The sequence below is a fragment of the Nocardiopsis kunsanensis DSM 44524 genome (genome assembly GCF_000340965.1).
In the GTDB taxonomy this organism is placed as follows: Bacteria; Actinomycetota; Actinomycetes; order Streptosporangiales; family Streptosporangiaceae; genus Nocardiopsis; species Nocardiopsis kunsanensis.
Genome location: NZ_ANAY01000011.1, coordinates 108,681 through 133,108, shown reverse-complemented (window position 1 = coordinate 133,108; position 24,428 = coordinate 108,681). Strand labels below are relative to the sequence as shown.

20 protein-coding genes and 1 riboswitch are annotated in these 24,428 nt (G+C 70.8%); of the genes, 10 read left to right on the top strand and 10 right to left on the bottom strand.

What is annotated here, in order from left to right:
* Positions 1 to 32 precede the first annotated feature (32 nt).
* The 4 genes from D456_RS0109275 to D456_RS0109260 are packed head-to-tail and all read left to right on the top strand — an operon-like array spanning position 33 to position 6,266.
* Complete coding sequence (locus tag D456_RS0109275) at positions 33 to 2,165, top strand: VWA domain-containing protein (RefSeq protein ID WP_017575899.1); 2,133 nt, start codon at positions 33 to 35, stop codon at positions 2,163 to 2,165.
* Entirely contained in the window at positions 2,165 to 2,779 is a 615-nt protein-coding gene (gene cobO, locus D456_RS0109270) for a cob(I)yrinic acid a,c-diamide adenosyltransferase (RefSeq protein WP_017575898.1), read from the top strand. The genes D456_RS0109275 and cobO overlap by 1 nt, the downstream gene beginning before the upstream one ends.
* On the top strand, positions 2,779 to 5,334 hold the full coding sequence (locus tag D456_RS0109265; protein WP_017575897.1) for a cobyrinate a,c-diamide synthase: 2,556 nt from the start codon (positions 2,779 to 2,781) through the stop codon (positions 5,332 to 5,334). The genes cobO and D456_RS0109265 overlap by 1 nt, the downstream gene beginning before the upstream one ends.
* Positions 5,331 to 6,266, top strand: a complete 936-nt coding sequence (locus D456_RS0109260) for a cobalamin biosynthesis protein (RefSeq protein WP_017575896.1) — start codon at positions 5,331 to 5,333, stop codon at positions 6,264 to 6,266. The genes D456_RS0109265 and D456_RS0109260 overlap by 4 nt, the downstream gene beginning before the upstream one ends.
* Here the strand turns inward: D456_RS0109260 and D456_RS0109255 are convergent.
* The 5 genes from D456_RS0109255 to D456_RS0109235 form a co-directional block, all read right to left on the bottom strand.
* The gene (locus D456_RS0109255; protein ID WP_017575895.1) at positions 6,241 to 6,963 is read right to left on the bottom strand and encodes a cobalt-precorrin-6A reductase; all 723 of its coding nucleotides are present in this window, start codon (positions 6,961 to 6,963) and stop codon (positions 6,241 to 6,243) included. The genes D456_RS0109260 and D456_RS0109255 overlap by 26 nt on opposite strands.
* Positions 6,960 to 8,513, bottom strand: coding sequence for a cobyric acid synthase (locus D456_RS0109250; protein ID WP_204366771.1), 1,554 nt, complete (start codon positions 8,511 to 8,513; stop codon positions 6,960 to 6,962). The genes D456_RS0109255 and D456_RS0109250 overlap by 4 nt, the downstream gene beginning before the upstream one ends.
* On the bottom strand, positions 8,474 to 9,199 hold the full coding sequence (cobF, locus tag D456_RS0109245; RefSeq protein WP_017575893.1) for a precorrin-6A synthase (deacetylating): 726 nt from the start codon (positions 9,197 to 9,199) through the stop codon (positions 8,474 to 8,476). Before cobF ends, D456_RS0109250 begins: the two co-directional genes overlap by 40 nt.
* Positions 9,196 to 12,786, bottom strand: coding sequence for a cobaltochelatase subunit CobN (gene cobN, locus D456_RS0109240; protein WP_017575892.1), 3,591 nt, complete (start codon positions 12,784 to 12,786; stop codon positions 9,196 to 9,198). The genes cobF and cobN overlap by 4 nt, the downstream gene beginning before the upstream one ends.
* Before the next feature lie 35 nt (positions 12,787 to 12,821).
* Positions 12,822 to 12,954, bottom strand: a riboswitch (cobalamin riboswitch).
* A 132-nt stretch (positions 12,955 to 13,086) separates the two neighbouring features.
* Positions 13,087 to 13,914, bottom strand: a complete 828-nt coding sequence (locus tag D456_RS0109235; protein ID WP_017575891.1) for an SDR family oxidoreductase — start codon at positions 13,912 to 13,914, stop codon at positions 13,087 to 13,089.
* A gap of 112 nt (positions 13,915 to 14,026) precedes the next feature.
* Between D456_RS0109235 and D456_RS0109230 the strand changes: the two genes are divergently transcribed.
* Positions 14,027 to 15,034, top strand: a complete 1,008-nt coding sequence (locus D456_RS0109230) for an AraC family transcriptional regulator (protein ID WP_040699030.1) — start codon at positions 14,027 to 14,029, stop codon at positions 15,032 to 15,034.
* Positions 15,035 to 15,069: 35 nt separating this feature from the next.
* Here D456_RS0109230 and D456_RS0109225 read toward each other — a convergent pair whose 3' ends face one another.
* Complete coding sequence (locus D456_RS0109225; RefSeq protein ID WP_160166724.1) at positions 15,070 to 15,324, bottom strand: SdpI family protein; 255 nt, start codon at positions 15,322 to 15,324, stop codon at positions 15,070 to 15,072.
* Positions 15,325 to 15,490: 166 nt separating this feature from the next.
* Positions 15,491 to 16,603 carry an acyltransferase gene (locus tag D456_RS0109220; RefSeq protein ID WP_017575888.1) on the bottom strand — a complete coding sequence of 371 codons (1,113 nt, stop codon included), beginning with the start codon at positions 16,601 to 16,603 and terminating at the stop codon, positions 15,491 to 15,493.
* Between the two features lie 331 nt (positions 16,604 to 16,934).
* Here D456_RS0109220 and D456_RS0109215 point away from each other — a divergent pair, with 331 nt between their 5' ends.
* Entirely contained in the window at positions 16,935 to 17,477 is a 543-nt protein-coding gene (locus D456_RS0109215; protein WP_026115721.1) for a class IV adenylate cyclase, read from the top strand.
* A 101-nt stretch (positions 17,478 to 17,578) separates the two neighbouring features.
* Here D456_RS0109215 and D456_RS25585 read toward each other — a convergent pair whose 3' ends face one another.
* Entirely contained in the window at positions 17,579 to 18,679 is a 1,101-nt protein-coding gene (locus D456_RS25585; protein WP_152442521.1) for a helix-turn-helix domain-containing protein, read from the bottom strand.
* 279 nt (positions 18,680 to 18,958) lie between these two features.
* On the opposite strand from D456_RS25585, the gene D456_RS0109200 reads away from it, so the two are divergent.
* Together D456_RS0109200 and D456_RS23910 are read left to right on the top strand one after the other, a co-directional pair.
* Entirely contained in the window at positions 18,959 to 19,486 is a 528-nt protein-coding gene (locus D456_RS0109200) for an ATP-binding protein (RefSeq protein WP_017575884.1), read from the top strand.
* On the top strand, positions 19,483 to 19,932 hold the full coding sequence (locus D456_RS23910; RefSeq protein ID WP_017575883.1) for a hypothetical protein: 450 nt from the start codon (positions 19,483 to 19,485) through the stop codon (positions 19,930 to 19,932). The genes D456_RS0109200 and D456_RS23910 overlap by 4 nt, the downstream gene beginning before the upstream one ends.
* 207 nt (positions 19,933 to 20,139) lie before the next feature.
* On the opposite strand, the gene D456_RS0109190 is transcribed toward D456_RS23910, so the two are convergent.
* Positions 20,140 to 20,727, bottom strand: coding sequence for a hypothetical protein (locus D456_RS0109190; protein ID WP_017575882.1), 588 nt, complete (start codon positions 20,725 to 20,727; stop codon positions 20,140 to 20,142).
* A 382-nt stretch (positions 20,728 to 21,109) separates the two neighbouring features.
* Positions 21,110 to 21,712, bottom strand: coding sequence for a hypothetical protein (locus D456_RS0109185; RefSeq protein WP_051049433.1), 603 nt, complete (start codon positions 21,710 to 21,712; stop codon positions 21,110 to 21,112).
* Positions 21,713 to 22,686: 974 nt separating this feature from the next.
* On the opposite strand from D456_RS0109185, the gene D456_RS0109180 reads away from it, so the two are divergent.
* Together D456_RS0109180 and D456_RS0109175 are read left to right on the top strand one after the other, a co-directional pair.
* A complete protein-coding gene (locus tag D456_RS0109180; protein ID WP_017575880.1) occupies positions 22,687 to 22,881 on the top strand; it encodes a DUF5957 family protein in 195 nt (64 codons plus the stop codon).
* A 255-nt stretch (positions 22,882 to 23,136) separates the two neighbouring features.
* A complete protein-coding gene (locus D456_RS0109175) occupies positions 23,137 to 24,393 on the top strand; it encodes a cytochrome ubiquinol oxidase subunit I (RefSeq protein ID WP_017575879.1) in 1,257 nt (418 codons plus the stop codon).
* The last annotated feature ends 35 nt before the right edge of the window (positions 24,394 to 24,428 follow it).

The following is a 24,428-nucleotide window of genomic DNA, read 5'->3' as shown; positions in this document are numbered from 1 at the left end:
GACCGATGGCGAACACGAGCGGGAGCCTCACCATGCCTCAGTGGCCTGCGCATTATCCCTTCTCCGCGATCGTGGGCTGCGACTCCGAGCAGCTCGACGATCTCGGACTTGCCCTCGTCCTCACCAGTGTCTCCCCGGAGATCGGCGGTGTACTGGTCCGGGGACAGAAGGGCACCGCGAAATCCACCGCCGTGCGCGCGCTCGCCTCGCTGCTGCCCCCGGTGGAGGTGTACCGGGGCGACCGTTTCTCCGTGGACCCCACCGACCCCGCGCAACACTCCCCCGACGGGCCGTTCGGCCCCGGGACGGACGTGGAGAGCCGGCCGGTGCGCCTGGTCGACCTGCCCGTGGGCGCCACCGAGGACCGGGTCCTGGGTTCCTTGCATCTGGAGCAGGCGCTCACGCACGGCAAGGTCGCCTACGAACCCGGTCTGCTGGCGCGTGCTCACCGCGGACTCCTGTACGTGGACGAGGTCAACCTGCTCCACGACCACCTCGTCGATCTGCTCCTGGACGCCGCGGCGACCGGCCGGGTGACGGTGGAGCGCGACGGCTTCTCCGTGGAGCACGCGGCCCGTTTCCTGCTGATCGGCACGATGAACCCGGAGGAGGGGGAGCTACGGCCCCAGCTCCTGGACCGGTTCGGCATGACCGTGGAGGTGAGCGCGCCGACCGATCCTGCCGCGCGTGCGGAGGTGGTGCGCCGGCGGATGGCCTACGACGCCGACGCCGAGGGGTTCGCCGCCCGATACCACGACGACGAGGAGGCGCTCGCCGACCGCATCGCGAAGGCGCGCGGTGCGCTGGAGCGGGTGCACCTGTCGGAGGCCGCGCTGTTGAAGATCGCCGAGGTGTGCGCGGCCTTCGAGGTGGACGGTCTGCGGGCCGACATCGTGACCTCACGCGTGGCGGTCGCGCACGCGGCTTGGAAGGGCCGGGAGACGGTGACGCGCGCCGACATCCGCCGCGCGGCCCTGCTGACGTTGCCGCACCGTCGCCGACGCAACCCGTTCGACGCCCCCGGGCTGGACGAGGAGCTGCTCGACCGGGTCCTGGGGGACGAGGATCCGCCCCCGGACCCGCCGCAGCCGCCGGACCCCCCGGAGTCGCCGGACCCCTCGGAAGGGTCCGAGGACACCGGTCCCGCCGACGCGGACCCGCCGGAATCGCAAGCGCCCGAGGAGACGGGCCCGGAGGAGACCGGGCCGGACTCCCCGGGACCGGAGAGCGCCGAGGCCCCGGACGGCACGGACGAGGCCCCGGACGGTGAGGCGCTCCCTCCGACGGAGCCCCCGCAGGAGGCGGCCGAGGGTGCGGAGGACGGCGATGTCTCCCCTCCCTCGTCGGAGGGGCCCACGAGCACGATCGGGTCCACGACCCCCTACCGTCCCCGCAAACTCTCCGTGCACGGTGCGGGCCAAGGGGACGAGGGCCGGCGCAGCCGTGCGGTGGGCCGGCGCGGGCGCCGGATCGGTTCGGAACGGCCCGGCTCCGGGAGGGGGACCTCGCTGCACCTGGTGGAGACGGTGCGTGCCGCGGCGGCCGCTCCCAGGGAGGGTGACCGGATGCGGATCCGGCCGCAGGACCTGCGGGTCGCGGTACGTGAAGGACAGGAGAGCAACCTGATCCTGTTCTGCGTGGACGCGTCCGGGTCGATGGCCGCACGCAAGCGGATGAGCGAGGTCAAGACCGCGATCCTGTCCCTGCTCCTGGACGCCTACCGGCGCCGCGACAAGGTCGGGCTCATCACCTTCCGAGCTCAGGAGGCGGAGTTGGTGCTGCCGCCGACCCGTTCGGTGGACGTGGCCGCGGCCCGGCTGGAGGACGTGCCTGCCGGTGGCCGCACCCCGCTGGCGGAGGGCCTGTTGGAGGCCGACCGTGTGCTGCGGCGTGAACAGCGTCGCGATCCCCGTATGCGTCCGTTGCTGGTCGTGGTCACCGACGGGCGGGCCACCGGCGCCAAGGGCGCCGTCGCGCGTTCGCTGGCCGCTGCGGAGCACGTCGCGGGCCAGGAGGTCTCCACCGTCGTGGTCGACAGCGAGTCCGGGCCGATGCGCCTGGGCCTGGCCCTGAACCTTGCTTCCCGCTTGGGGGCCGAACACCTGCCGGTCGGCGAGGTCAACGCCGACGCTCTCGACAGTGCCGTAAGAGGAAGGGCCGCCTGATGCCTCAGGGTAAGCCGTCCGTCGTCCCCGATGACGGGCTCACCACACGACAGCGCCGCCATCAGCCGCTGCTGGCCGTCCACACCGGCGACGGCAAGGGGAAGTCGACCGCGGCCTTCGGGCTCGCGTTGCGCAGCTGGAACCAGGGTTGGGGGATCGGGGTGTTCCAGTTCGTCAAGTCGGCGAAGTGGCGCATCGGCGAGCAGACTGTCCTGGAGCGCCTGGGCAAGCTGCACGAGGAGACCGGCGAGGGCGGCCCGGTCGAGTGGCACAAGATGGGTTCCGGGTGGTCGTGGATCCGCCGCAAGGACGGCGAGGAGGACCACGCGGCGGCCGCCGCCGAGGGGTGGGCCGAGATCAAGCGGCGCCTGGCCGAGGAGCGGCACGACCTGTACGTGCTCGACGAGTTCACCTACCCGCTCGTGTGGGGTTGGATCGACGTGGACGACGTCGTGGAGACCCTGGTGAACCGGCCGGGGCGCCAGCACGTGGTCATCACCGGCCGGCGTGCGGACCCGCGCCTGACGGAGGTGGCCGACCTCGTCACGGAGATGGGCAAGGTCAGGCACCCGATGGACAACGGTCGCAAGGGCCAGCGGGGGATCGAGTGGTGATGCCCCCGGGCAGCACCGGTGCCGCGGCTCCACCGCGGTTCATGGTGGCCGCGCCGATGACCGGCCAGGGCAAGACCACGGTCGCGACCGGGCTCATGGCGGCCCTGCGCGGGCGCGGCCTGGAGGTGAGCGGGCACAAGGTTGGCCCCGACTACATCGATCCGGGCTACCACGCCCTGGCCACCGGACGTGCGGGCCGTAACCTCGATCCGCACCTGGTCGGGGAGGACCTGGTGGCGCCGCTGCTCCTGCACGGTGCGCGCGGCGTGGACGTGGCCGTGGTCGAGGGGGTCATGGGCCTGCACGACGGGCGGCTGGGTACCGACGGGTTCGCCTCGTCGGCGCACGTGGCGGCCCTGACCCGCACCCCTGTGGTGTTGGTGGTGGACGTGGCCCGCATGTCGCGTTCGGTGGGGGCGCTGGTGGCCGGTATGGCCGCCTACGACCCGGCGGTCGAGGTCGCCGGGGTGATCCTGAACCGGGCGGGCTCGGACCGCAACACCGCTGAGATCGTGCGGTCGTTGGACCTGCCCGTGCTCGGTGTGGTGGGTCGGGACGAGGGGTTGTCCTCGCCCTCCCGCCATCTGGGGTTGGTGCCGGCCGCCGAGCGCGGCGGTGCGGTCCAGGCGGTCGAGCGGATGGCCGAACACGTCGCCCGGCAGGTGGACCTGGAGGCCGTGCTGGAGGTGGCCGCGTCCGCGCCCGACCTGGACGCGCGCCCGTGGTCGCCGTGGGTCGCGCCGGGAACCGTCGGCGCGCATACGCGGACGGCCGTGGATGACAGGCAACCGGCGACGGGGCAGACCGTGGTGGCCGCCGAGGAGCAGCCGGTGGTTGCCGTGGCCACCGGCCGTGCCTTCTCGTTCCGGTACGCCGAGACCGAAGAGCTGCTGGCCGCCGCCGGTTGCCGGGTCGTGGGTTTCGACCCGCTCGAGGACACCGCGCTGCCCGCGGGCACGCGCGGCCTGTACCTGGGTGGCGGGTTCCCGGAGTCGCACGCCGACGAGCTGTCCGGCAACCGGCCGCTGCTGGAGCAGGTCCGGGAGGCGGTGCACGCCGGCCTTCCGACGGTCGCCGAGTGCGCCGGGATGCTGTACCTGTCCCGGACGCTCGACGGTGAACCCATGGCCGGGGCACTGGACGCGGACGCGCGGATGTCGGACCGGTTGACGTTGCGCTATCCGGAGGCCGTCGCCCGCACGGACACGTTGCTGACCCGGGCCGGGGAACGGGTCACCGGACACGAGTTCCACCGCACACGGATGACACCGGGGGCATGCGGCCGGACCCCGGCGTGGGAGATCGACGGGGTGGCCGAGGGGTTCGCGTCCCCGACCTTGCACGCCTCGTACCTGCACGTCCACTGGGCCGGTCATCCGCATCTGGCGGAACGCTTCGCCGCCGCGGTGCACGCTGCCACTCCGGTCTCCCCCGCCCGCGCGGCCACGCCGATCGCCTCGAACGCACACGTCCCGAGCGCGGCCGGTACCACGGCCGTGCCCGGGGAAGGGCCGGTAGCGGATCCGCTCCGGCACCACGGGGACCGGGAAGTGGGCTCCGGGCTCATCGATCTCGCCGTGAACGTCTACGCCGGCCCGCGTCCCGTGTGGCTGGACCGGGCGCTGCGGGAGAGCCTCGAAGATGTGGGCGCCTACCCCGACGCGGAACCCGCACGGACGGCGATCGCGCGTCGGCACGGCCGCCGCACCGGCGAGGTGTTGCCGACCGCGGGCGCGGCGGAGGCCTTCACTCTGCTCGCGCGGGCGCGCGCGTGGCGGCGTCCGGTGGTGGTGCATCCTCAGTTCACCGAACCGCACGCCGCCCTGGAGCAGGCCGGACACACCGTCACGACCGTGCTCTGCCGGGCCGAGGACGGTTTTGCCTTCGACCCGGGCGCGGTTCCCGAGGACGCCGACCTGGTGGTCGTCGGTAACCCCACCAACCCCACCGGGATCCTGCACCCGGCCGAGACTCTGCGCCGCCTGTGCCGTGCGGGCCGGGTGGTCGCCGTGGACGAGGCCTTCATGGACGCCGTCCCCGGCGAACCCGAGTCCCTGGCGGGTGAGACGCTGCCCGGCCTGGTGGTGCTGCGCAGCCTCACCAAACACTGGTCCATCCCGGGTCTGCGCGCCGGGTACGTCGCCGGCGACGAGGCCGTCGTGGCCGAGCTCGCCCGCGCCCAGACCCCGTGGTCGCTCTCCACCCCCGCGATCGCCGCGACCGTGGCCTGTACCGACGCCCGTGCCACGGCGGAGGCAGCCGAACGGGCACTGACGTTGGAGGAGCAGCGCGCCGAGCTCGAGAGCGGACTGCGTGAGGCCGGGGTGGCGTTCGTTCCGTCCCGGGCGCCGTTCGTCCTGGTGCGTGCGGGGGCCGGGGGCCACCGGCACCTTCGGGAACGGGGCGTCGCGGTGCGGCGGGCGGACACCTTCCCCGGACTCGACGCCTCCTGGATCCGCGTGGCCGTGCGTCCGCCGGAGACCACCCGCCCCCTGCTCGCGGCCCTGGCCGACCTTCCGAACACGGAGGAGACCCGGTGCGACGTGCACGCATGAGGGACGCGCGTGCGGTCGGCCTCCTCCTGGGCCACGCCGCCGACCGGATCCTCGGTGATCCCCGCCGGTTCCACCCGGTCGCGGGGTTCGGCAGCGCCGCGGCCGCCCTGGAACGCCGCTCGTACGGCGATTCCCGTGCCCTCGGCACCGTGCACACCGTGTTCCTCGTGGGGGCCGCCGCCGGGGTGGGGATCGCCGCGGAGCGGGCCACCGACGGCCGCCCGTTGGCCCGTACCGCCGTCACTGCGCTGGCCACCTGGACGGTGCTGGGCGGACGGTCCCTGGAGCGGGAGGCCGCGGCCGTGCACGGTCTGCTCGAGGACGGCGACCTGCCCGGCGCGCGCGAGCGCCTGAGGTCCCTGGTCGGTCGGGACACGAGCGCCCTCGACGCCTCGGGGGTCTCCAGGGCCGTGGTCGAGTCGGTCGCGGAGAACACCTCCGACGCCGTGGTCGCCCCGCTGGTGTGGGGTTCGGTGGCCGGGGTGCCGGGGCTGCTGGCCCATCGTGCGGCCAACACCCTCGACGCCATGGTCGGGCACCGCAACGCCCGCTACGAACGTTTCGGCTGGGCCTCGGCGCGCCTGGACGACCTGCTCAACCATCCCGGAGCGCGGCTCAGCGGTCTTCTGACGGCCGCTGCGGCACCGCGCCGCTCGGCCGAGGTGTTGCGTTCCTGGCGCGACCATGCCGCAGGCCACCCCAGCCCCAACGCCGGGGTGGTGGAGTCGGCCTTCGCGGGCGCGCTCGGGGTCCGTCTGGGCGGCACCAACCTGTACGGGGCCCGGACCGAACACCGTCCTGTCCTGGGGGACGGTCGTCCGGCCGAGCCCCGGGACGTCGCGCGCGGCACGGCACTGGCCCGCCGGGTGGGCGCGGGCGCCGCCCTGGCCGCGGCGGGTGCGGCCCTCATCGTCGGGAGAGCACCCAGGTGAGTGCTTCCCGTACGTCGTGGACCGTGGTCGTCCCCGCGGGGCCGTCCGGGCGCCGCACCACCACGACGGGCACGTCGAGGAGCCGTGCCGCCTCCATCTTCGGCCAGGTGTAGGTGCCGCCCGCGTCCTTGGTGACCAGGACGCCGCTGCCGTGTTCCTGCATCAGGTCGCGTTCGCCGTCGAGGGTGTAGGGCCCGCGGCCGGTCACCAGGCGCCAGGGGCCGGGCAGTTCCAGGTCGGGCACGTCCACGACCCGCGCGAGCGCCTCCCTGTCCCCCAGGGCGGGTACGAACCGGGCGAGTTCCTGGCGGCCGACCGTCAGGAACGGGCGTTCGCCCAGGTCGGCGGCCCGGCCTGCGGCCTCTTCGTGGGTGTCGGTGTAGTGCCACGACGGGTCGGGTTCCCAGGGGGGACGTTCCAGCCGGAGCAGGGGGAGGTTCCCGGCACATGCGGCGGCCGCGTTGGCGCTCATCCCGAGAGCGAAGGGGTGGGTGGCGTCGACCACGGCGTCGTAGTCGGCCAATGCTTCGCGCAGCCCGTCGACACCTCCGAACCCGCCGATGCGGACCTGGCCGACCGGTAGGCGCGGGCGGGCCACGCGCCCGGCCAGTGAGGTGGTGACGTCGACGCCGGCCTCCACCAGGAGCGCGGCGAGCTCGCGGGCCTCCGAGGTCCCGCCCAGAAGGAGCAGTCTCATCGGACACCTCCGGGTGCGAGGACGGGCATCCCGCCGGGTGCGCCGGACCGCGCCAGGTCGAGCAGCGCGTCGACGTCCAGGTGGCGCTCCACCAGTTCCCCGAGCAGGTCCAGCCGCCGTTCCCGGGCGGCCGGGAAGTCCGTGCCGGAGGGTTCCCGACCGAGGGTGCGGTCCAGGAACGCGGACCGGAACGCGTTGCCCTCCAGGCTCCCGTGCCACATGGTCCCGTAGACGTTCCCCGAACAGGCCCCGCCCAGGAACTCCTCGTCCCCGCTTCCGGCGGTGATCCGTCCGTGGTGGATCTCGTACCCGTGCGCGGGCGCCCCGAGCGCGGTCCCCGACGGCAGGTCCAGGGTCTTGTCGGCGGTGAAGTCCGTGGACACGTCGAGCAGCCCGAGCCCTTCCGCGCTCGTGCCCGGACCGGCCTCGACACCTTCGGTGTCGGTGATGGTCCGGCCGAGCATCTGGAACCCGCCGCAGATCCCGAGCAGCGGCCGCCCGCGCCGTACGTGTTCGTGCAGGGCCCGGTCGAGGCCGCGCGAACGCAGCCACGCCAGGTCGGCGAGGGTGGCCCGGCTCCCGGGCAGTACCACCAGGTCCGCGTCGGACACGTCCTGCGGGGAGGAGGCGAACACGACGTCGAGCCCCGGCTCCAGCCCGAGGGCGTCGACGTCGGTGAAGTTGCTGATCCGTGGCAGGCGTACCACCGCGACGCGGCGCACGTCCCGGCCCGCGTCCCCGCCGTCGTCGGTACGGCGCGCCGCGATGTCGAGCGCGTCCTCGGAGTCGAGCCACACCCCGGCGTCCCACGGCAGCGTGCCGTACACCCGGCGCCCGGTGAGGTGTTCGAGGTCCTCCAGCCCCGGCCGCAACAGTTCCGGTTCACCACGGAACTTGTTGACCACGAACCCCGGGATCAGGGCCTGGTCGGCGGCCTCCAGCAGGCCGACCGTGCCGTAGAGCGCGGCGAAGACACCGCCGCGGTCGATGTCGCCGACCACCACCGTGGGCATGCCCGCGTGGCGGGCCAGGCCCATGTTCACGTAGTCGCCCGCGCGCAGGTTGATCTCGGCCGGACTGCCCGCCCCCTCGGCCACGACGACGTCGTAGCGGGAAGCCAGGTCGTCGAAGGCGGCGTGTGCGGCCTTCGCCAGGTGCCGGCGGCCCTGTTCCCAGTCGGTGGAGGACAGGTCCCCGGCCGGGTGTCCGAGGAGAACGGCGTGGCTGCGCCGGTCGGTGCCGGGTTTGAGCAGCACCGGGTTCATCGCGGGCTCCGGGGACGCCTCGGCCGCGAGCGCCTGCACCCACTGGGCCCGGCCCATCTCCGCGGGGCGCCCGTCCGATCCGTGGCAGACCATGGAGTTGTTGGACATGTTCTGGGCCTTGTACGGCGCGACGCGTACCCCGCGCCGGGCGAGGGCCCGGCACAGCCCGGTGGTGACGACGCTCTTTCCGGCGTCGGAGGTCGCACCGGCCACCAGCAGACCCCCGCCCCGTGTCCGGTTCCCGTTCACGAGGGCCTCCTCAACAACGCGGTGTCCATGACCCATCCGGCCCGTTCCTTCGCGCGGGCCCGGGCCGCATCGATCCGCGGGAGCACGTCGGCGACGCGTCCGGCGACCAGCTCCTCGGTGTCGGTGCCGAGGTTGGCGCCCCACCAGACCGACCACTCCCCCAGTCCTTCGAAGGCGGGCCGGGCCCCGAGCATGACGGCGATGTTGTCCTGCCCGTCGGCGACGGCCTCCGCCAACCTGCGCTGCGGGGTGACGTGGACCGGCTGCCCGACCTCGTGCAGCACGATCCGGTGGCGGGCCGCGAGGAGCTGCGGGGCACTGATCCCGGGCAGCACGTCGTACTCCACGGGGACTTCGCCCCGTTCGCCGATGCGGTCCACGATCCGCAGCGTCGAGTCGTACAGGGACGGGTCGCCCCAGACCAGGAAGGCCGCGCTGCCGCCCCGCTCGGCCAGCACCTGTTCGAAGGCACGCACCCGCGCCTCGTGCCAGTCGGCGACCGCCGCCCGGTAGTCGGCCGGGGCGTCGCGGTCGCGTTCGGGGTCGGGCACGGCCACCAGCTCCAGCCCGTGGGCCTCGCACACGGCCCGCCGCAGCTCGAACAGCCCGTCGTCCCGGCGTTTGCGGGCCGCCACCGCGTAGTCGCACCCGCGCAGCGCGGCGGCGGCCTCCGGGGTCAGCTGGTGCGGGCCCATGCCGATCCCGATGATGCGGACCCTCATTCGGAGCGTTCCTCGATGTCGCCCTCGACCTCCAGGTACACCTCGGACAGCGCCTGCAGGGTCTCCGGGTCCGGTTCGGCCCACAGGCCGCGCCGGGCCGCCTCGTTCAGCCGCTCGACGATGCCGTTGAGCGCCCACGGGTTGGAGCGGCGCATGAACTCCTGGGTCTGCTCGTCGAGCACGTACTCGGCGGCGAGCTTCTCGTACATCCAGTCGTGCACGACCCCGGCGGTGGCGTCGAAACCGAAGAGGTAGTCGACGGTCGCGGCCAGTTCGAAGGCGCCCTTGTACCCGTGGCGCCGCATCGCCGCGATCCAGCGCGGGTTGACCACTCGGGCACGGAAGACCCGGGCGGTCTCGTCTGCGAGCGGCCGGGTGCGCACCGCGTCGGGGGTCGTGGAATCACCGACGTAGGCCTTGGGGTCGGCGCCCGAGAGCGCGCGCACCGTCGCGATCATGCCGCCGTGGTACTGGAAGTAGTCGTCGGAGTCGGCGATGTCGTGCTCGGCGCTGTCGACGTTCTTCGCGGCGACCTTGATGCGCCGGTAGTTGGTGCGCATGTCGTCGGCGGCCGGGACCCCGTCGAGGCCGCGCCCGTAGGCGTAACCGCCCCAGGCCGTGTACACCTCGGCGAGGTCGCGGTCGTCGTGCCAGTTCCCGGACTCCACGAGCTGGAGGATCCCGGCCCCGTAGGAGCCGGGCGCGGAACCGAAGATCCGGGTGGTGGCCCGGCGGTGGTCGCCGTGGTCGGCCAGGTCGGCGCGGGCGTGGGCGCGCACGTAGTTGTCCTCGTCGGGTTCGTCGAGTTCGGCGACCAGGGCCACGGCGTCGTCCAGCATGGCGACCACGTGGGGGAAGGCGTCGCGGAAGAACCCGGAGATGCGCACTGTCACGTCGATACGCGGGCGGCCCAGTTCCTCCAGCGGGACCACGTCGAGTTCCTTGACCCGTCGGGAGGCCTCGTCCCATTCGGGGCGGACACCGAGCAGGGCCAGGACCTCGGCCACGTCGTCGCCGGAGGTGCGCATCGCGGAGGTGCCCCAGACCGACAGGCCCACGGACCCGGGGTAGGTACCGGTCTCCTCCATGTGCCGGCTCAGCAGGGAGTCGGCCATGGCCTGGCCGGTCTCCCAGGCCAGGCGGGAGGGTACGGCGCGCGGGTCGACGGTGTAGAAGTTCCGTCCGGTCGGCAGCACGTTGACCAGCCCGCGCAGGGGCGAGCCGGAGGGCCCGGCCGGGACGAACCCGCCGTCGAGGGCGTGGGTGAGGTGGTCGAGTTCGTCGGTGGTGCGGGCGAGGCGGGGCACGACCTGGTCGGCGGCGAACTCCAGGACCCGGCGCACGTCGGGGTCCTCGTGCAGATCTGCCGCCGCGGAACGGTCCCAGCCGGCCTCTTCCATCCGTTCGACCAGGTCACGGGCGCGTGCTTCGGCCTCGTCGACCTCGTTCGTGGGGGCCTCCCCCTTCAGCCCCAGGGCGGATCGGAGCCCGGGCACGGCGGCGCCGACCCCGCCCCAGACCTGGGCGGCGCGCAGGACGGCCAGGGCGAGGTTGACCCGGGGTTCACCCTCCGGCGCCTCGCCGAGTACGTGCAGGCCGTCGCGGATCTGGGTGTCCTTGATCTCGCACAGCCAGCCGTCGACGTCGAGCAGGAAGTCGTCGAACTCCTCGTCGTCGGGGCGCTCCTCCAGACCCAGGTCACGGTGGAGCTCGGCGGCGCGCATGAGTGACCAGATCTCGGCGCGGATCGCGGGGAGCTTGGCCGGGTCCATCGCGGCGATGTTGGCGTGCTCGTCCAAGAGCTGTTCCAGGCGGGCGATGTCGCCGTAGCTCTCGGCGCGGGCCATGGGCGGGACGAGGTGGTCGACGACGGTGGCGTGCGCGCGGCGCTTGGCCTGGGCGCCCTCACCCGGGTCGTTGACCAGGAACGGGTAGATGAGCGGCAGGTCGCCGAGCACCGCGTCGGGCCCGCAGTCGGCGGACAGAGCGGCGTCCTTGCCCGGAAGCCACTCCAGCGAGCCGTGCTTGCCGAGGTGGACGACGGCGTCGGCCCCGAACCCGTGCTCCAACCACCGGTAGGCGGCCAGGTAGTGGTGGCTCGGGGGCAGCGAGGGGTCGTGGTAGATCGCGATGGGGTTCTCGCCGAAACCGCGCGGGGGCTGGACCAGGACCACGACGTTGCCGGCCCGCAGCGCGGCCAGGACGAGTTCGCCGGCGTCGTTGACGTAGAGCTTGCCGGGGGCCGGCCCCCAGGTCTGGGCCATGGCGTCCTTGAGGGAGGACGGGAGCCCCTCGGTCCACGCGGCGTACTGCTCGGGGGTGATGCGCACCTGCGCCTCGGTCATCTGCGCCGTGGTCAGCCAGTCCTCGTCCTGGCCGCCGGCCTCGATGAGGGTGTGCATGAGCGCGTCGCCGGCCTCGGTCTCGTCCGGAAGGTCCAGGCCGGGCAGGGCGTCGGGCTCGCCCAGGTCGTAGCCGTCCGCACGCAGGCGCCGCAGTAGACGCACCAGGGATCGGGGGGTGTCGAGACCGACCGCGTTGCCGATCCGGGAGTGTTTGGTCGGGTAGGCCGACAGCACGACGGCGAGGCGTTTCTCGGCGGCCGGGACGTGGCGCAGGCGGGCGTGGGAGACGGCGATCCCGGCCAGGCGGGCGCAGCGCTCGGGGTCGGCGGTGTAGCGGGGCAGCCCGTCCTCGTCGATCTCCTTGAAGGAGAACGGCACGGTGATGATGCGGCCGTCGAACTCGGGGATGGCGACCTGGGTGGCGGAGTCGAGCGGGCTGACGCCCTCGGCGGTCTCCACCCAGTCGGCGCGGGAGCTGGTCAGGCACAACCCCTGCAGGACCGGGACGTCCAGGGCGGCGATGCGTTCCACGTCCCAGGCCTCGTCGTCCCCGCCGGCGCTCACGGAGGCGGGGGTACTGCCGCCGGCGGCCAGGACCGTCACGATGAGCAGGTCGAAGCTGCGCAGTGCCTCGAACAGGTCGTCGGGGGCCGAACGCAGGGACCCGGCGAAGACCGGCACACCCACCGCACGGCCCGTGGCGTCGATCGCGTCGGCCAGGGTGTGGGCGAACGCGGTGTTCCCGCCGGCCTCGTGGGCGCGGTAGTAGAGGATGCCGATCTTGGGCAGGGACGGGTCCTGCGGCCCCTCGCGCTCGGCCGTGCCCCACAGGGGCACGTGGTGCGGGGGTTCGAAACCTTCGCCGGTCAGCAGCACGGTGTCGGACAGGAACGCGTGCAGACGGGCGAGGTTGAGGGGCCCGCCCTCGGCCAGGTACCGGTGGGCGTCGGTGACCACGCCCATCGGGACGGTGGAGTGTTCCATCAGCTCGGCACTGGGCTGTTGTTCACCGCTGATCACCACCAGCGGGGTGCCGCGTTCGCGGACCGCGGCCAGCCCCGGCCACAGGTCGTGCGGGGAACCCAGCTGCCGCACCACGACGAGGTCGGCGCCCTCGACGGCGTCGGTGAGTTCGGTCTCCGATGCGCGCGAGGGGTTGGCCCACGCGTACGCGGCGCCGCTGGAGCGCGCTGAGAGCAGATCGGTGTCGGACGTGGAAAGCAGAGCGACCCGTACCGTCATGGTCGGCTTCCTCCCCAGGGGTTCTCGCCCCGTCGATGGTCGGACCGCTCGTGGACAGTGTCTGGCTGGCCTCTTCTCGGAGACTTCACAGTGGCGGAACCGCCCCGGACTCGCACCGGGTTCCTGCTGACACGAGCAAAGAGCTCACACACTAACTGGCGTCGGATGACGGGCCGACGACGGGCCCCATGTTCACTAGGACCCTGGGTACTCGCAGTGATGTGCCCAACGCCATGGGTCATGACCCAAGGGCCGGGTCCCGGCGCGACAGGCCCCGGCCCCAGCTCCCCGGCCCGTGGCTCAGGGGTTCCACACCCCCGTCGCGGCGGCCTCACGGGCGAAGACCGCGAAGTCCTTCGGCGGTCTCCCCAGCGCCTCCTGTACCCCGTCGGCTGTGTGGGTGTTGCGCCCGTCCAGGAGGACCGAGAACAGGTCCCCGAGCTCCGGCGGCAGCCCCTCCTCGGCCAGGGCCGCGGCGAACTCCTCGTGTGTGAGGTCGGTGTAGCGCACGGTGCGTCCGGTGGCGGCGGACAGTTCCGCGGCCGCGTCCGCGAAGCTCAACGCACGCGGCCCGGTCACCTCGTGGACCACCCCGGCGTGCCCCTTACCGGTTAGGGCGGCCACGGCGACGTCGGCGATGTCGCCGGCATCCACGAACGGTTCCCTCACCCCGCCGACGGGCAGGGCGAGCTCCCCCGCGAGCACCTGCGGCAGCAGGAAGCTCTCGCTGAAGTTCTGCGCGAAGAAGGAACAGCGCACGACCGTCCACTCGGCGCCGGCCCCGGCCACCGCACGTTCGGCGGCGAGCGCTCCCTCCTCCCCGCGCCCGGAGAGCAGCACGATCCGCCGCACCCCGAGGTCGGCTGCGGCCCGCGCGAAACGGCCGACGCTCTCCGGAGCCCCGGGCACGGCCAGGTCGGGCTGGTAACTCAGGTAGAGGTCACCCACGCCTTCCAGCGCGGGTTCCCAAGTGGCGGGGTCCTCCCAGGAGAACGGGGGTGTGCCCGAACGGGACCCGACCCGGACGGGGTGTCCGAGTTCGTGGAGCCGTTCGGCGACGCGGCGACCGGTCTTGCCGGTGCCTCCGGTGACGAGGGTGGGCCTGGTGTTCTGGTTCGTGTTGCGCATGTCTTCACTCAACGCCGCGGGAGCTCCGTTCTCCATCGTCGGAACGCGCCCCCGCATACGCGTGCGTCCCGGCGCCGTGGACACCGTGCGGCACCGGGGCGAAGATGGACCCATGGACGCCCTGACCGCCCTCATGGACGGCCCCAAGGCCCGGGGCGCCTTCCTCCTGCGTTCGGTCCTCAACCCGCCGTGGTCGATGCGTGTGCAGGACCGCGCCCCGCTGTCGGTGGTGGCGCTCGCCCGCGGCACGGCCTGGCTCAGCACCGCCGGCGACCGGCCCCGGAGGATCGTCCCGGGCGACGTGGTCGCGCTGCGCGGCCCGCAGCCGTACACCCTCGCGCACGCCCCGGACACACCCGCCACGGTCGTGGTCGGGCCCGACCAGCGCTGTTCGAGCGGGGGCGTGGACGTCACCGACAGCATGGCGTTGTCGGTGCGCACATGGGGCCAGGAGCCGGGGCCGGACGCCACCGTGATGCTCAGCGGCACCTACCGCGCACCCGGGGAGCTCGGTTCCCATCTGTGGCACGCGATGCCGCAGGTGCTGATCCGTCCCGCCGGGACCGGAGCGGACGCGACCTCCCTGGTCGATCTGCTGGGTGTGGAGCTGGACCGTGACCGCATGGGGCAGACCCTGGTCCTGGACCGGATCCTCGATCTGCTGCTCGCGGGCATGGTGCGCGACTGGCTGGCGGAGGGCGGCTCGGGCACCCCCGGTTGGTACCGGGCGCGGACGGATCCTGTGGTGGGGCCCGCGCTGGAGTCGATCAGGGCCTCACCCGAGCACCCGTGGACGGTGGCCGCGCTCGCCTCCGGGTCGGGGGTCTCGCGCACGGTGCTCGCCCGCCGGTTCACCGAGCTCGTGGGGTGTCCTCCGATGTCCTACCTCGCGCAGTGGCGGTTGGCGCTCGGTGCCGATCTGGTGCGGGGCTCGGACTCGACGTTGGCCTCGGTGGCGCGCCGGGTCGGTTACGGGAGCGCGTTCGCGTTCAGTGCCGCGTTCAAGCGCCGGTACGGGGTGAGCCCGAGCGTGTACCGGGAGGCCGGTCCCGTGGCGGCCGACCTGCCACCGGGCGGAGGGGACACGGGCACCTACGTTCTGGGGGATGGCCCTTCGTGAGCGGGCTGCCCGGAGACCCGGGCGGCCCGGGGCCCTCACCGGGCGCTTCTCACAGCGCCGGCCGCACGGACCCCCAGCACCGCACCCACGCCGAGAACCAGCGTGGCCGCGGCCAGGGCGATGAGCGTCGGAGGGGTTGCGCTCCCGGGAACGTCAGCGGTCGAAGCCCACACGAGGAAACCGATCGCGACCAGAGAGAGGAGCAGGCCGCTTCCGAAGAAGTAGGGGTGTGCACGCTTGTGCGCTGCATGCCAGGCCTCCTCCGACTCCAGCGTGCTCGGTACACGCACCCCCGGGCTCTTGTGGATGTCGATCCCCGGCTTCGTGGAGTGGATGGCCGTCCACAAAAGGAACCCGGAGAGGAGTCCGAAGAACAGACCCGTGATGAATCAATCGGACACGTGATATCACCCGTACTGCGTTCTCACAGCCGCGCTCGTTCTCCCCTCGCTCGATTCAGACCGTGGCCCTCAGGTACGGGATCCGTTGGACAACGGCGACCAGGACGATGCTGATCACAGCGGTTGCGGCCCCGTATCCGCACGCCGCGAGGAATGCTGCGGCGCCATCCGGTGTGCCCCCGATGTCCCGCAACGTGTTGAGCACCATGACGTGCACGAGGTAGACGCCGAAACTGAGGCCGGAGAGCACACTGACGACCCGGCCGATCCTCCGTGCGGCGGGGCCGCCGACGGCCGCCAGTTTCAGGCCCGCGCTCCGCAGCAGCAGGAAGGCCCCCACGGACGCGACCACCATCGTCGGCGACAGGAAGTCGTAGACGTACTCGGCTCCGGTGCCCCACTCCCCCGCCACGGCGGCGGCCGCCCACGCGGCCACCGCGGTGGCCGCGACGCCTCCGGTGAAGAGCACGGTGCCGTAGCGCAGCGCGCGGGGGCCGGGGTCGCTGGTCATCAGCAGCCAGCCGAGCAGGTAGTAGCCGAGGAAGGGCAGGAACTGCGTGGCTGCGGTCGAACCGCCGACCCCCTCGACCAGGCCCAGGAGCTGGTCGGCCGCCCCGATGCCGAGCGCGAGCCAGGCGAACCACCAGAGCCCGGCGCGGGAGGTGTAAGCGACCACCGTGCGTAGGAACGGTGTGAGCAGGTAGAGGCCGGCGATGACGTACAGGAAGTACAGGTGGATCGAGGGTGTGCCCGAGGAGGCCGCCGCGACCGCGTCGGAGGCGGCGATGCCGTCGCGCCACCGTTCCCACGCGAGGTAGGCGACGGTCCACACGATGAGGGGCACACCGATCTTGGCCCATCGCTTGCGGTAGAAGGCCGCCGCGTCCTCGTGTTCCCTGGGGCGCAGGAGCAGGCCCCCGCTGATCATCACGAAGACGGGCACGCACCACCGCAGGGCGGAATCGAGGACGTGCGCGGCCCACCAGGAGTGGCTGCCGAGTTCGGCGTGCGTGGTACTCACGAGCGGGCTGAAGGCATGAACGAGGACGACGGCCCCCATCGCGCAGACCCTGGCGAGGTCGATCCAGTTGGTCGCCGGAGCAGCGGTGTGGTTCGGGGCGCGTTTCGTCGACGCCGGGCCGCCCGCAGGGGTTTCGTCGACTCGCATGCCCCATCGATACCATTCTGTTATTCAGGGGCTCAACCCCGTACACCACTTTCTGTGGATAGCGATACGCACATCACACAGTCGACAACCCCTGTCACCTGCACCTCGGTTCCAGAAGCCGGATTATCTCGGATACGGCCCGCCCGAAAACAGGACACAGCATGCCGCCGCCCTCCGACCCCGGGGCCGACCACTCCGTGAACACGGGCCGTGGCTCAGGTGGCCCGGCCGGGAACGTCGTGGCTCTCCCTGAACGGGACACGCGACGAGGCCGTTGCGGAGACACTACAGCTTGCTGCCCGTTGAACCGGCCGAGAGGGAGAACGCGATCATGAGTGACATCGAGTACGAGGCCAAGGTCCTCGGCATCGACCCGGACCAACTCGCCCAGCACCTCATCGACAAAGGCGGCACCGACCTCGGGCAGGTGCTGCAACGGCGCTACGTCTACGACATCGATCCGGCCGATCCGTCCCGGTGGATGCGCCTGCGCGACACCGGCACCCAGGCCACGCTCTGCGTGAAGGAGATCGGCTCCGACGCGATCGGTGGCACACGTGAGACCGAGACGGTCGTCGGCGACTTCGAGACCACCAACGAGCTGCTGGGCCGACTCGGCTACACCCCGAAGGCCTACCAGGAGAACCGCCGGCACAGCTTCACCCTCGACGGCGCCCAGGTCGAGATCGATTCGTGGCCGCATATCCCTGCGTACGTGGAGATCGAAGCCACCAGTCAGGCCGAGGTCGTCCGCATCGCCGCACTGATCGGCTATGCCGAAACGGATCTGACCGGCGAGAACACCACCAAGGTCTACGCCCGGTACGGCATCGACCTGAGCACCCTCCGGGAGCTCCGCTTCGACCAGCGGTGACCATGGTCGGGGGCGGCCTCAAGCTGCCCCACCGGGGACGGCCGTTTCCGCTCCCGGACGGTCTGAGTACGCGAGTACTGGTGCCCGCGCGCCCGGGAGGCTCAGCGGGAGACGGTCGTGGCGGTGCTCAGAAACGCGCGCCACTCGGCAGCGGAGAAGTGCAGCGAGCCGAGCTCACGATGCTTGGTGTCACGGACCCCGGTGACCGGCCCTTCCGCGACCTCGACACAGTTGTTGGCTCCAGAGCTGTAGCTACTCGTGTGCCAAGCTGCTGACGTCCGGTTCTGCTGAGACATCAGCGAGCCCCCCTCGTCTAGTTCATTGATGCGCTTCTCGATGAGGTTCATGCTCTCACGCTTACCGAGCGCGGCCACCTGCAGCTTGTTGAAGACCAACTCGTAGACACCCGTGTGCTGAGGGCGGTCCCAGAAGTCAGAGCTGGTGAGGTCCTCCAGGTAGACGTAGGTCGCCTCCACCTCGTCCAGCCGAAGCAGGGTGAACCCAGCGCCCATCGCAGCGTGCTCACCTGCTGAATAAGGAAGAACCTGAAGATCGATGTGTGGTTCTTGTGCCAGACGACAGAGATGCTGCAGCTGTTCACGCAGAGCGCTCTGCCCGCCTACAGTCCGGTGCAAAGCCCCTTCCCCCAGGATCAACGACACACGGGGTGGATCATCCTGAGTGAGTACAGCACCACGGCTCATACGCCCCTGCACCACATGCTCGATATCAGCCGGAGCGATGGTGACGGAGGTTGAACATACAGCCTGGGCATAGTCCTGGGTCTGGAACAGCGCGGGTATGAGCTCCTCATAGAAGATCTTCAAATCCGATGCGTCAGCTTCCATGCTGACGTAGCCACGGGCGAAGTCGAGGACCTTGCCGTAGGATCCCCTCTTTCGTGCAGAAGCAGCCAAGTCCCGGAAAACTCGCGCCTCGTCTCCATCCAGCCCGAAGAGCTTGACGAGCTTGTTGCTCTCGTTGGCGTTCAGCGTGCTGTAGCCGAGTTCGATCTTGCTGATTTTGGACGTTCCGCAGCTCAGAGTCTTGGCGAGCTCCTCCCGAGAGAGGACGGCACCTTCCCTGAGCCGCCGGATCTCACGCCCCAGTTGAAGCCGTAGCACCCGAGGCCCTGGCGCTACCATGACCCACCTCCGTCCATATAGTCCGCTTTTTGCGCTTTCACGAATCTCTTCTGTCACCTGAGGCCAGGCTAAGTGGAAGTTCCACTTGACTTTCCATCAGGGGCACTGTCTCCTGTTCACAGTGAGTATTCCAGCAGTTCCAGTGCGGCTCCTCCTTGATCAGGGCAGCTGAAGTACCCGAGCAGCCGCTGCCTCAGTGCGGCCCGCACGGAGCGAGGAGCTCATGCGCCTGCCCGAAAGCAACTTTGGCCAGGCATAAAAAACTCTGGTGGGCGATAGCAGCGCCCACCAGAGCAGAGCCAGCACGATCCGTCTTCCACAACTGGAGCTGCCGACGTGTCCATTATCCACCCGACCCCCACCCCCGCCTACCCAGGACGGCGATGGGAACCCCGCACCTACCCCGGCACCGCGTCCACCTGCACGGCCTTCCGCTCCGAACTCCGCACCGACCTGGATCACCTCGTCGGCATCCCGCGCCAGGTGCGCGAAGACATCGAACTGTGCGCGAGCGAGGCCTTCGCCAACGCCGTCACGCACTCGCGCTCCCAATGCCCCGGCGGCACCGTGGTCCGACTGCTGTCCACCCCACTCGTGGTGGGACGGCAGACCACCCTGCGCCTGTGTGTGATCGACGACGGACCGCTCCCCCACCGCCCGACCGTGCCCTCGCCCCGACGCTCGGTCGAGGACTGGGAAACCACCGAGTCCGGACGCGGCCTGGCCCTCATCCACCACCTGGCCGACGAATGGGGCACCTGCCCGTGCCCCTTCTCCGACACCCCGGCCGGCCCCGGAACCGTGCTGTGGGCCGAGTTCACTTACCTCACCCGCCCCACCTGCGCCTGCGGAGGTGTGCGATGACCACCGCAGCACTGTCCCCGGGCATACGCCAGGTGCTGTCCGCGCCCCGCGGCCGGCGTTTCACCGGCCGCAGGGAACCCCGCACACGGCAGGCGGACATGCTCGCCCAGATGCAGGACAACCCCCGAGTGCGCTATCGGCAGCTCCACGGAGAACTCCCCGCCTGGATGCTGCCGAAGGAAGACCGGGTGTCCCGGCCTCCACGACCCCGGCCCGAGGCCCCACCCGTCCCCCGCCCGCGAACACCGAGCGGAGCCCGGCCCGCTCCCACCACGACCCGCACGCGCCCGCGCCCCGCGCGGCCGCCCGTGCCGGTACCGCAGAGCCGCCCGGGAGCCCACCGCAAACCACGCCGCCGCACCGGGTGGATCCTGGCCGGTTACACCCTGGCCGCCACCGCAGGGGCGCTGGCCTCCCATCTGCTCGGGGCAGCGGTAACACCCTGATCCGCTCCGGCGTGCCACGGGGCTGTCGCCGACGGCGGGTCCTGCAGCGACGCCTACGGGCCGGTACGGGGTGTTTCCGACATAGAAAAGGTCCCGGCTCCATCAGGAACCGGGACCGGGGTCTCAGCGGCGAAGCGTGCAAGAGCGGGGTTCACACGCTCCACCACCAACAGGTTTGTGAAGGTCTTGACGCCAGAAGGGGTCTTGTCACCAGAGGTGGTCCACGATGACCTCGGCATCGTCGATCTGGTGGTGGTAACGGTCGGGGTAGGCCGAGCGCTGCACGTCCTGGGCGACCTCGCCGGGGGCCACGTCCTTCCAGCTGTCACCGGGGTAGACCACGCTCAGCTCGTCGAAGAAGGCCTCGGTGGCCCACCCGACGTCGAGCCGGTCCTCGGAGGAACCGTAGTGGTTGCGTTGCTGGAAGAGGCCGACGCTGTCGCGGTCGCCGCCGGTGTAGTTGTTCAGGTGGGTCTCGACGATGGTGATGGCCATCGCGATGGCGGCGGCGTCCTTGCCCATGTCGCGGTCCTTCGCGGCCTCGATCACTTCCTTGGCGCAGGTGGCGGTCCGCGCGTTCATGTTGCCGGCCATGTCCTGCTTCAACTTGTCATTGAGGGCGTCGGCAGCCTTCTCCGCCTTCTCGGAGAAGTCACCGGAGACGCCGGAGACGCTCAGCCCAACGCCCGTACAGCCGTCACTGGCGTCGTCCTTCTTGTCATCGGCGGCAGCGGTGCCGGGCCCGGCCAGGAGGAGTCCTCCACTCAGCACCAGGGCCGAGGTCGCGGTAAACATAAATTTCTGCATCGGTTCTGTAAATTTCATGGGCGCAAACCTACGGCATGACCTGCCCTTCTAGGTCCCCTTCATGGAGTGGGATGGACAACACCAAGACGGAGCAACCTCTCGGGCACCTCGGCAGAGGCATCACTCTGCCGGGCCCGCTCCCCTGTACGCCGACCGCCCATGGACCCGCCGGACAAGCGCAAGAAGCCCTCAACCACCGCGCTCCACCTCGATGCGGCACGGATCGGGCCCGCGCTCTCGGACGTCGGGCAGCCGCCCACCACGAACATGTAAAGACCCCGGTTCCGTCGGGAACCGGGGCCGGGGTTTCAGCAGTGGAGCGTGTGAGAGCGGGGTTCACAGGCTCCACCACCGCAGGTCTACAAGGGGCTCATGACCAGAGGTGGTCCACGATGACCTCGGCGTCATCGATCTGGTCGTGGTAACGGTCGGGGTAGGCCGAGCGCTGCACGTCCTGGGCGACCTTGCCCGGGGACTCGTCCTCCCAGCTCCCGTCGGGGTAAACGACGTCCAACTCGTCGTAGAAGGCCTCGGTGGCCTGACCGGCGTCGAGCCGGTCCTCGGAGGAGCCGTAGTGGTCGCGCTGCTGGTACAGGCCGATGCTGTCGCGGTCGCCGCCGGTGTAGTTGTTCAGGTGGGTCTCGACGATGGTGGTGGCCATCGCGATGGCGGCGGAGTCCTTGCCCATGGCGCGGTCCTTCGCGGCCTCGACCACCTCGTTGGCGCAGGTGGCGGTCCGCGCGTTCATGTTGCCGGCCATGTCCTGCTTCAACTTGTCATTGAGGGCGTCGGCAGCCTTCTCCGCCTCCTCGGGGAAGTCACCGGAGACGCCGGAGACGTCCAGCTCCACGCCCGCACACCCCTTGTTGGGGGCCTCCTCCTTCTCATCAGCGGACGCGGCACCCGGGCCGGCCAAGAGCAGTCCGCCGGTGAGCAGAACGCTCGATGTCGCTGTAAACACAAACTTCGGCATCGATTCGATAAAGTTCATACGTGCAATGTATTCAGTGACCGGCCCTTGTACAGTGTTTGGGGCCACATTGCGTGCGTGTGATAGGCGACGCAAACACGAAGCAACCTTTTGGCCTCTTCCGCAGACACCACAGCCGCACGCACCGTGCACGCCAGGGGGTAACGCTGTAGGTCAGGCCGCATACAGGGCGATCCGGCCCGCCCCGTTCCTCGCATGTCCCCCGGCACGGAAGCAGCCGTCCGGCGAACAACCGGCCCCTCGTGGAGGCCGAGTCAATGATTCGGGAGGTTTCGGGGGCAGTGTGTCCTCGAACACTGCACACGCCACCTGTCCCGGCCCGCCCGCGCGTGATCCTCGTACTTCTTGGTGGGGCGTCGACTGGGGGCCGACCGCAGGGTCCGAGCACGGCCCCGCGTGCACACATCGACCCTGCCCCCTGTCCGTCGGCCGCTCACTGCTGCACACGTCTCAAGAACGCATCGCTGCCCCGGCTGCCCCGGGGCTCTGCGAACTGCACGAACACCTCTGTCGTGCTCGAACCCCTCGGACACGCCCTACGCAGGCAGCAACGAGGCACAGGAGTTCCGAGAGCACTTCACCCTGTTGGGGAGAACGCGGTCGCGCTCCGTCCGGACCTGGCCGCCGGGTCCGGGGCCACCCCCGCCGAGATACGGTGCCGGGTTCCGGCCGCCCCCATGTGGCACACGGCTACGACCCCGCTGTTCGGGAACCGGCCCGCCGGCACGAGCGGCTGATCGGACCTGAGAACCGATCGACCGCGTCTCCCCCGTTCTTCCGGTGCCGATGTGCGCCGGCAATCGACTGCCCCGTAGCAGATACATCTTCCGGTGCAGCCCAGTAGCCACCGTGTACACCACGAGTAGCAGCCACATTTGCACCATGCGCGTGTTGAACGCCGCAGAACCTCCTTCTTAGCGTCGCCCCACAACGAAGAAACGGAACGAGGAGCTTCTATGCGTATGGCGCTCGGCGCCGTGTTCGGGCTGGTCGGCGGGTTCTTTCTGGGAATGGTGCTCGACCAGGTGATCGGGATCATCGGGTTCCTGTTCTTCGACGGACCGGTCCATTTCCGGGGGCTGCCGGTGATCCTCGCGGTCGTGGGTATTGCCGCCGGCGTGTTCCTGGCATCGCGTTCGAGGACTCAGTGATCACCCTGGGGCGACACCTGCCCCGTGGGGCACCGGACCGCGTCCCACGGCCGCTCCACCCGGGACCACTGCTGGGCCCGGACGGACGGGCCGGACGGAGGACGCCCGGTCGGCCTACATCCCCGGCGGTAGGGACGGCGTACCGCCCACTTCCCCGGTTGTAGCACCGATATCCGCTCCGGAGGGATTCCACGGGGTGATGCACGCGGTCAGGGTTTCCCGTGACAATGCGTTTCCACCTGCAAAGGCTCCAGGATGTTCGAAGACCCGCTCCTGTCGGCGAGGTTCCAATTCGCCCTGACCGCAGCGGTCCACTACATGTTCGTCGCCTTCACCCTCGGCCTGGCCCCTTACATCTTGTTCGGCCAGTTCAGGGCTACTCTCCGGAGGGACGGACCCAGGATGCGCGCGGTCCGTTTCTGGGGAGGTTTGTACATCATCAACTACGCCATGGGGATCCTTTCCGGGATCGTCATGGAACTGCAGCTGTCGCTCAACTGGTCGGGCCTGCACGAAATGTACGGGTACGCCTTCGGAGCACCTCTGGCGATCGAAGCCATGGGGGCCTTCTTCGTCGAGTCCACCTTCTTGGGCCTGTGGATCTTCGGCTGGGACCGCATGGGCAAGTGGGCGCACTGGTGCTGTTTCCTGGTCGTCACGACCACCGCCTACGCCTCCGCCTACTGGGTCCTGGTCTCCAACGGCTTCCTCAAACACCCCACGGGCATCTCGATCGAGGACGGCGAGGCCGTCATCGACGACGTCGGGGCCATGGCCGCCAACCCGTCCGCCCTCCTGGCCTTCACCCACGTGACCTTCTCCGCGCTCCTGCTGGGCGGCGCCGTCATCGCGGCAGCGAGCGCCTACCACCTGCGCCGGGGCTGCGACCCCGACGGCATGTACCAGCGGGGTGTCCGGCACGGCACGGCCCTGCTGCTGATCGCAGTGTTGCCCACCGTGATCAGCGGTGGTCTCCAATTCATCATGTACGGCCAGGATCCACCGAGCAGCGGAACCACCTACTCGGCGGAGCAGATCGCCGCGATCGAGGAGGGCTACGGGGAACTGAGCACCGCTCACGCGCTCGGCATATCCGGCGACATGGTCATGATGCTCTCCTGGGCCCTGATGCTTCTGGTGGGCATGCTCTCCGCGGGGGTGTGGGCGTTCCGCGGGCTGGGCCGGTGGCGGTGGCACCTGCGCTTGCTCGCGTTCGTCCCGGTGCTGCCCTACGCAGCCAGTGTCGGCGGCTGGGTCTTCCGTGAGACAGAGCGCCAACCCTGGACCGTGCGCCACCACCTGACCACGGCCGACGCCGTGACCGACATGTCCCCGCTGATGGCGACCGTTTCGTTCTCCCTGTTCACGTCGGCCTTCGCCGTGCTCGGCACTGTGACTGCCTGGCTGCTCGTGCGCTTCGCGCGGCTGGGCCCGAACGCCGGTCCCCTCGCCCCACCCCGCGTTTTTGACCAGGACGACGAGGACGGGCGCACCCCGGTCCTGCGCCTCTAGGGGTGTCGGCCCCAAAAAGCTCTCGGATCGGTGAA

What these genes read in the sequence shown, in the direction of transcription:
- D456_RS0109265 (WP_017575897.1), top strand. Translation starts at nt 2,779, where the DNA reads ATGCCCCCGGGCAGCACCGGTGCCGCGGCTCCACCGCGGTTCATGGTG.
- D456_RS0109190 (WP_017575882.1), bottom strand. Translation starts at nt 20,727, where the DNA reads ATGTTTACCGCGACCTCGGCCCTGGTGCTGAGTGGAGGACTCCTCCTG.
- D456_RS0109180 (WP_017575880.1), top strand. Translation starts at nt 22,687, where the DNA reads ATGCGTATGGCGCTCGGCGCCGTGTTCGGGCTGGTCGGCGGGTTCTTT.
- D456_RS0109220 (WP_017575888.1), bottom strand. Translation starts at nt 16,603, where the DNA reads ATGCGAGTCGACGAAACCCCTGCGGGCGGCCCGGCGTCGACGAAACGC.
- D456_RS0109235 (WP_017575891.1), bottom strand. Translation starts at nt 13,914, where the DNA reads ATGCGCAACACGAACCAGAACACCAGGCCCACCCTCGTCACCGGAGGC.
- D456_RS0109275 (WP_017575899.1), top strand. Translation starts at nt 33, where the DNA reads ATGCCTCAGTGGCCTGCGCATTATCCCTTCTCCGCGATCGTGGGCTGC.
- D456_RS0109255 (WP_017575895.1), bottom strand. Translation starts at nt 6,963, where the DNA reads ATGAGACTGCTCCTTCTGGGCGGGACCTCGGAGGCCCGCGAGCTCGCC.
- D456_RS0109260 (WP_017575896.1), top strand. Translation starts at nt 5,331, where the DNA reads ATGAGGGACGCGCGTGCGGTCGGCCTCCTCCTGGGCCACGCCGCCGAC.
- D456_RS23910 (WP_017575883.1), top strand. Translation starts at nt 19,483, where the DNA reads ATGACCACCGCAGCACTGTCCCCGGGCATACGCCAGGTGCTGTCCGCG.
- D456_RS0109230 (WP_040699030.1), top strand. Translation starts at nt 14,027, where the DNA reads ATGGACGCCCTGACCGCCCTCATGGACGGCCCCAAGGCCCGGGGCGCC.
- D456_RS0109175 (WP_017575879.1), top strand. Translation starts at nt 23,137, where the DNA reads ATGTTCGAAGACCCGCTCCTGTCGGCGAGGTTCCAATTCGCCCTGACC.
- cobO (WP_017575898.1), top strand. Translation starts at nt 2,165, where the DNA reads ATGCCTCAGGGTAAGCCGTCCGTCGTCCCCGATGACGGGCTCACCACA.
- cobF (WP_017575893.1), bottom strand. Translation starts at nt 9,199, where the DNA reads ATGAGGGTCCGCATCATCGGGATCGGCATGGGCCCGCACCAGCTGACC.
- D456_RS0109215 (WP_026115721.1), top strand. Translation starts at nt 16,935, where the DNA reads ATGAGTGACATCGAGTACGAGGCCAAGGTCCTCGGCATCGACCCGGAC.
- D456_RS0109185 (WP_051049433.1), bottom strand. Translation starts at nt 21,712, where the DNA reads ATGCCGAAGTTTGTGTTTACAGCGACATCGAGCGTTCTGCTCACCGGC.
- D456_RS0109250 (WP_204366771.1), bottom strand. Translation starts at nt 8,513, where the DNA reads ATGGGTCATGGACACCGCGTTGTTGAGGAGGCCCTCGTGAACGGGAAC.
- cobN (WP_017575892.1), bottom strand. Translation starts at nt 12,786, where the DNA reads ATGACGGTACGGGTCGCTCTGCTTTCCACGTCCGACACCGATCTGCTC.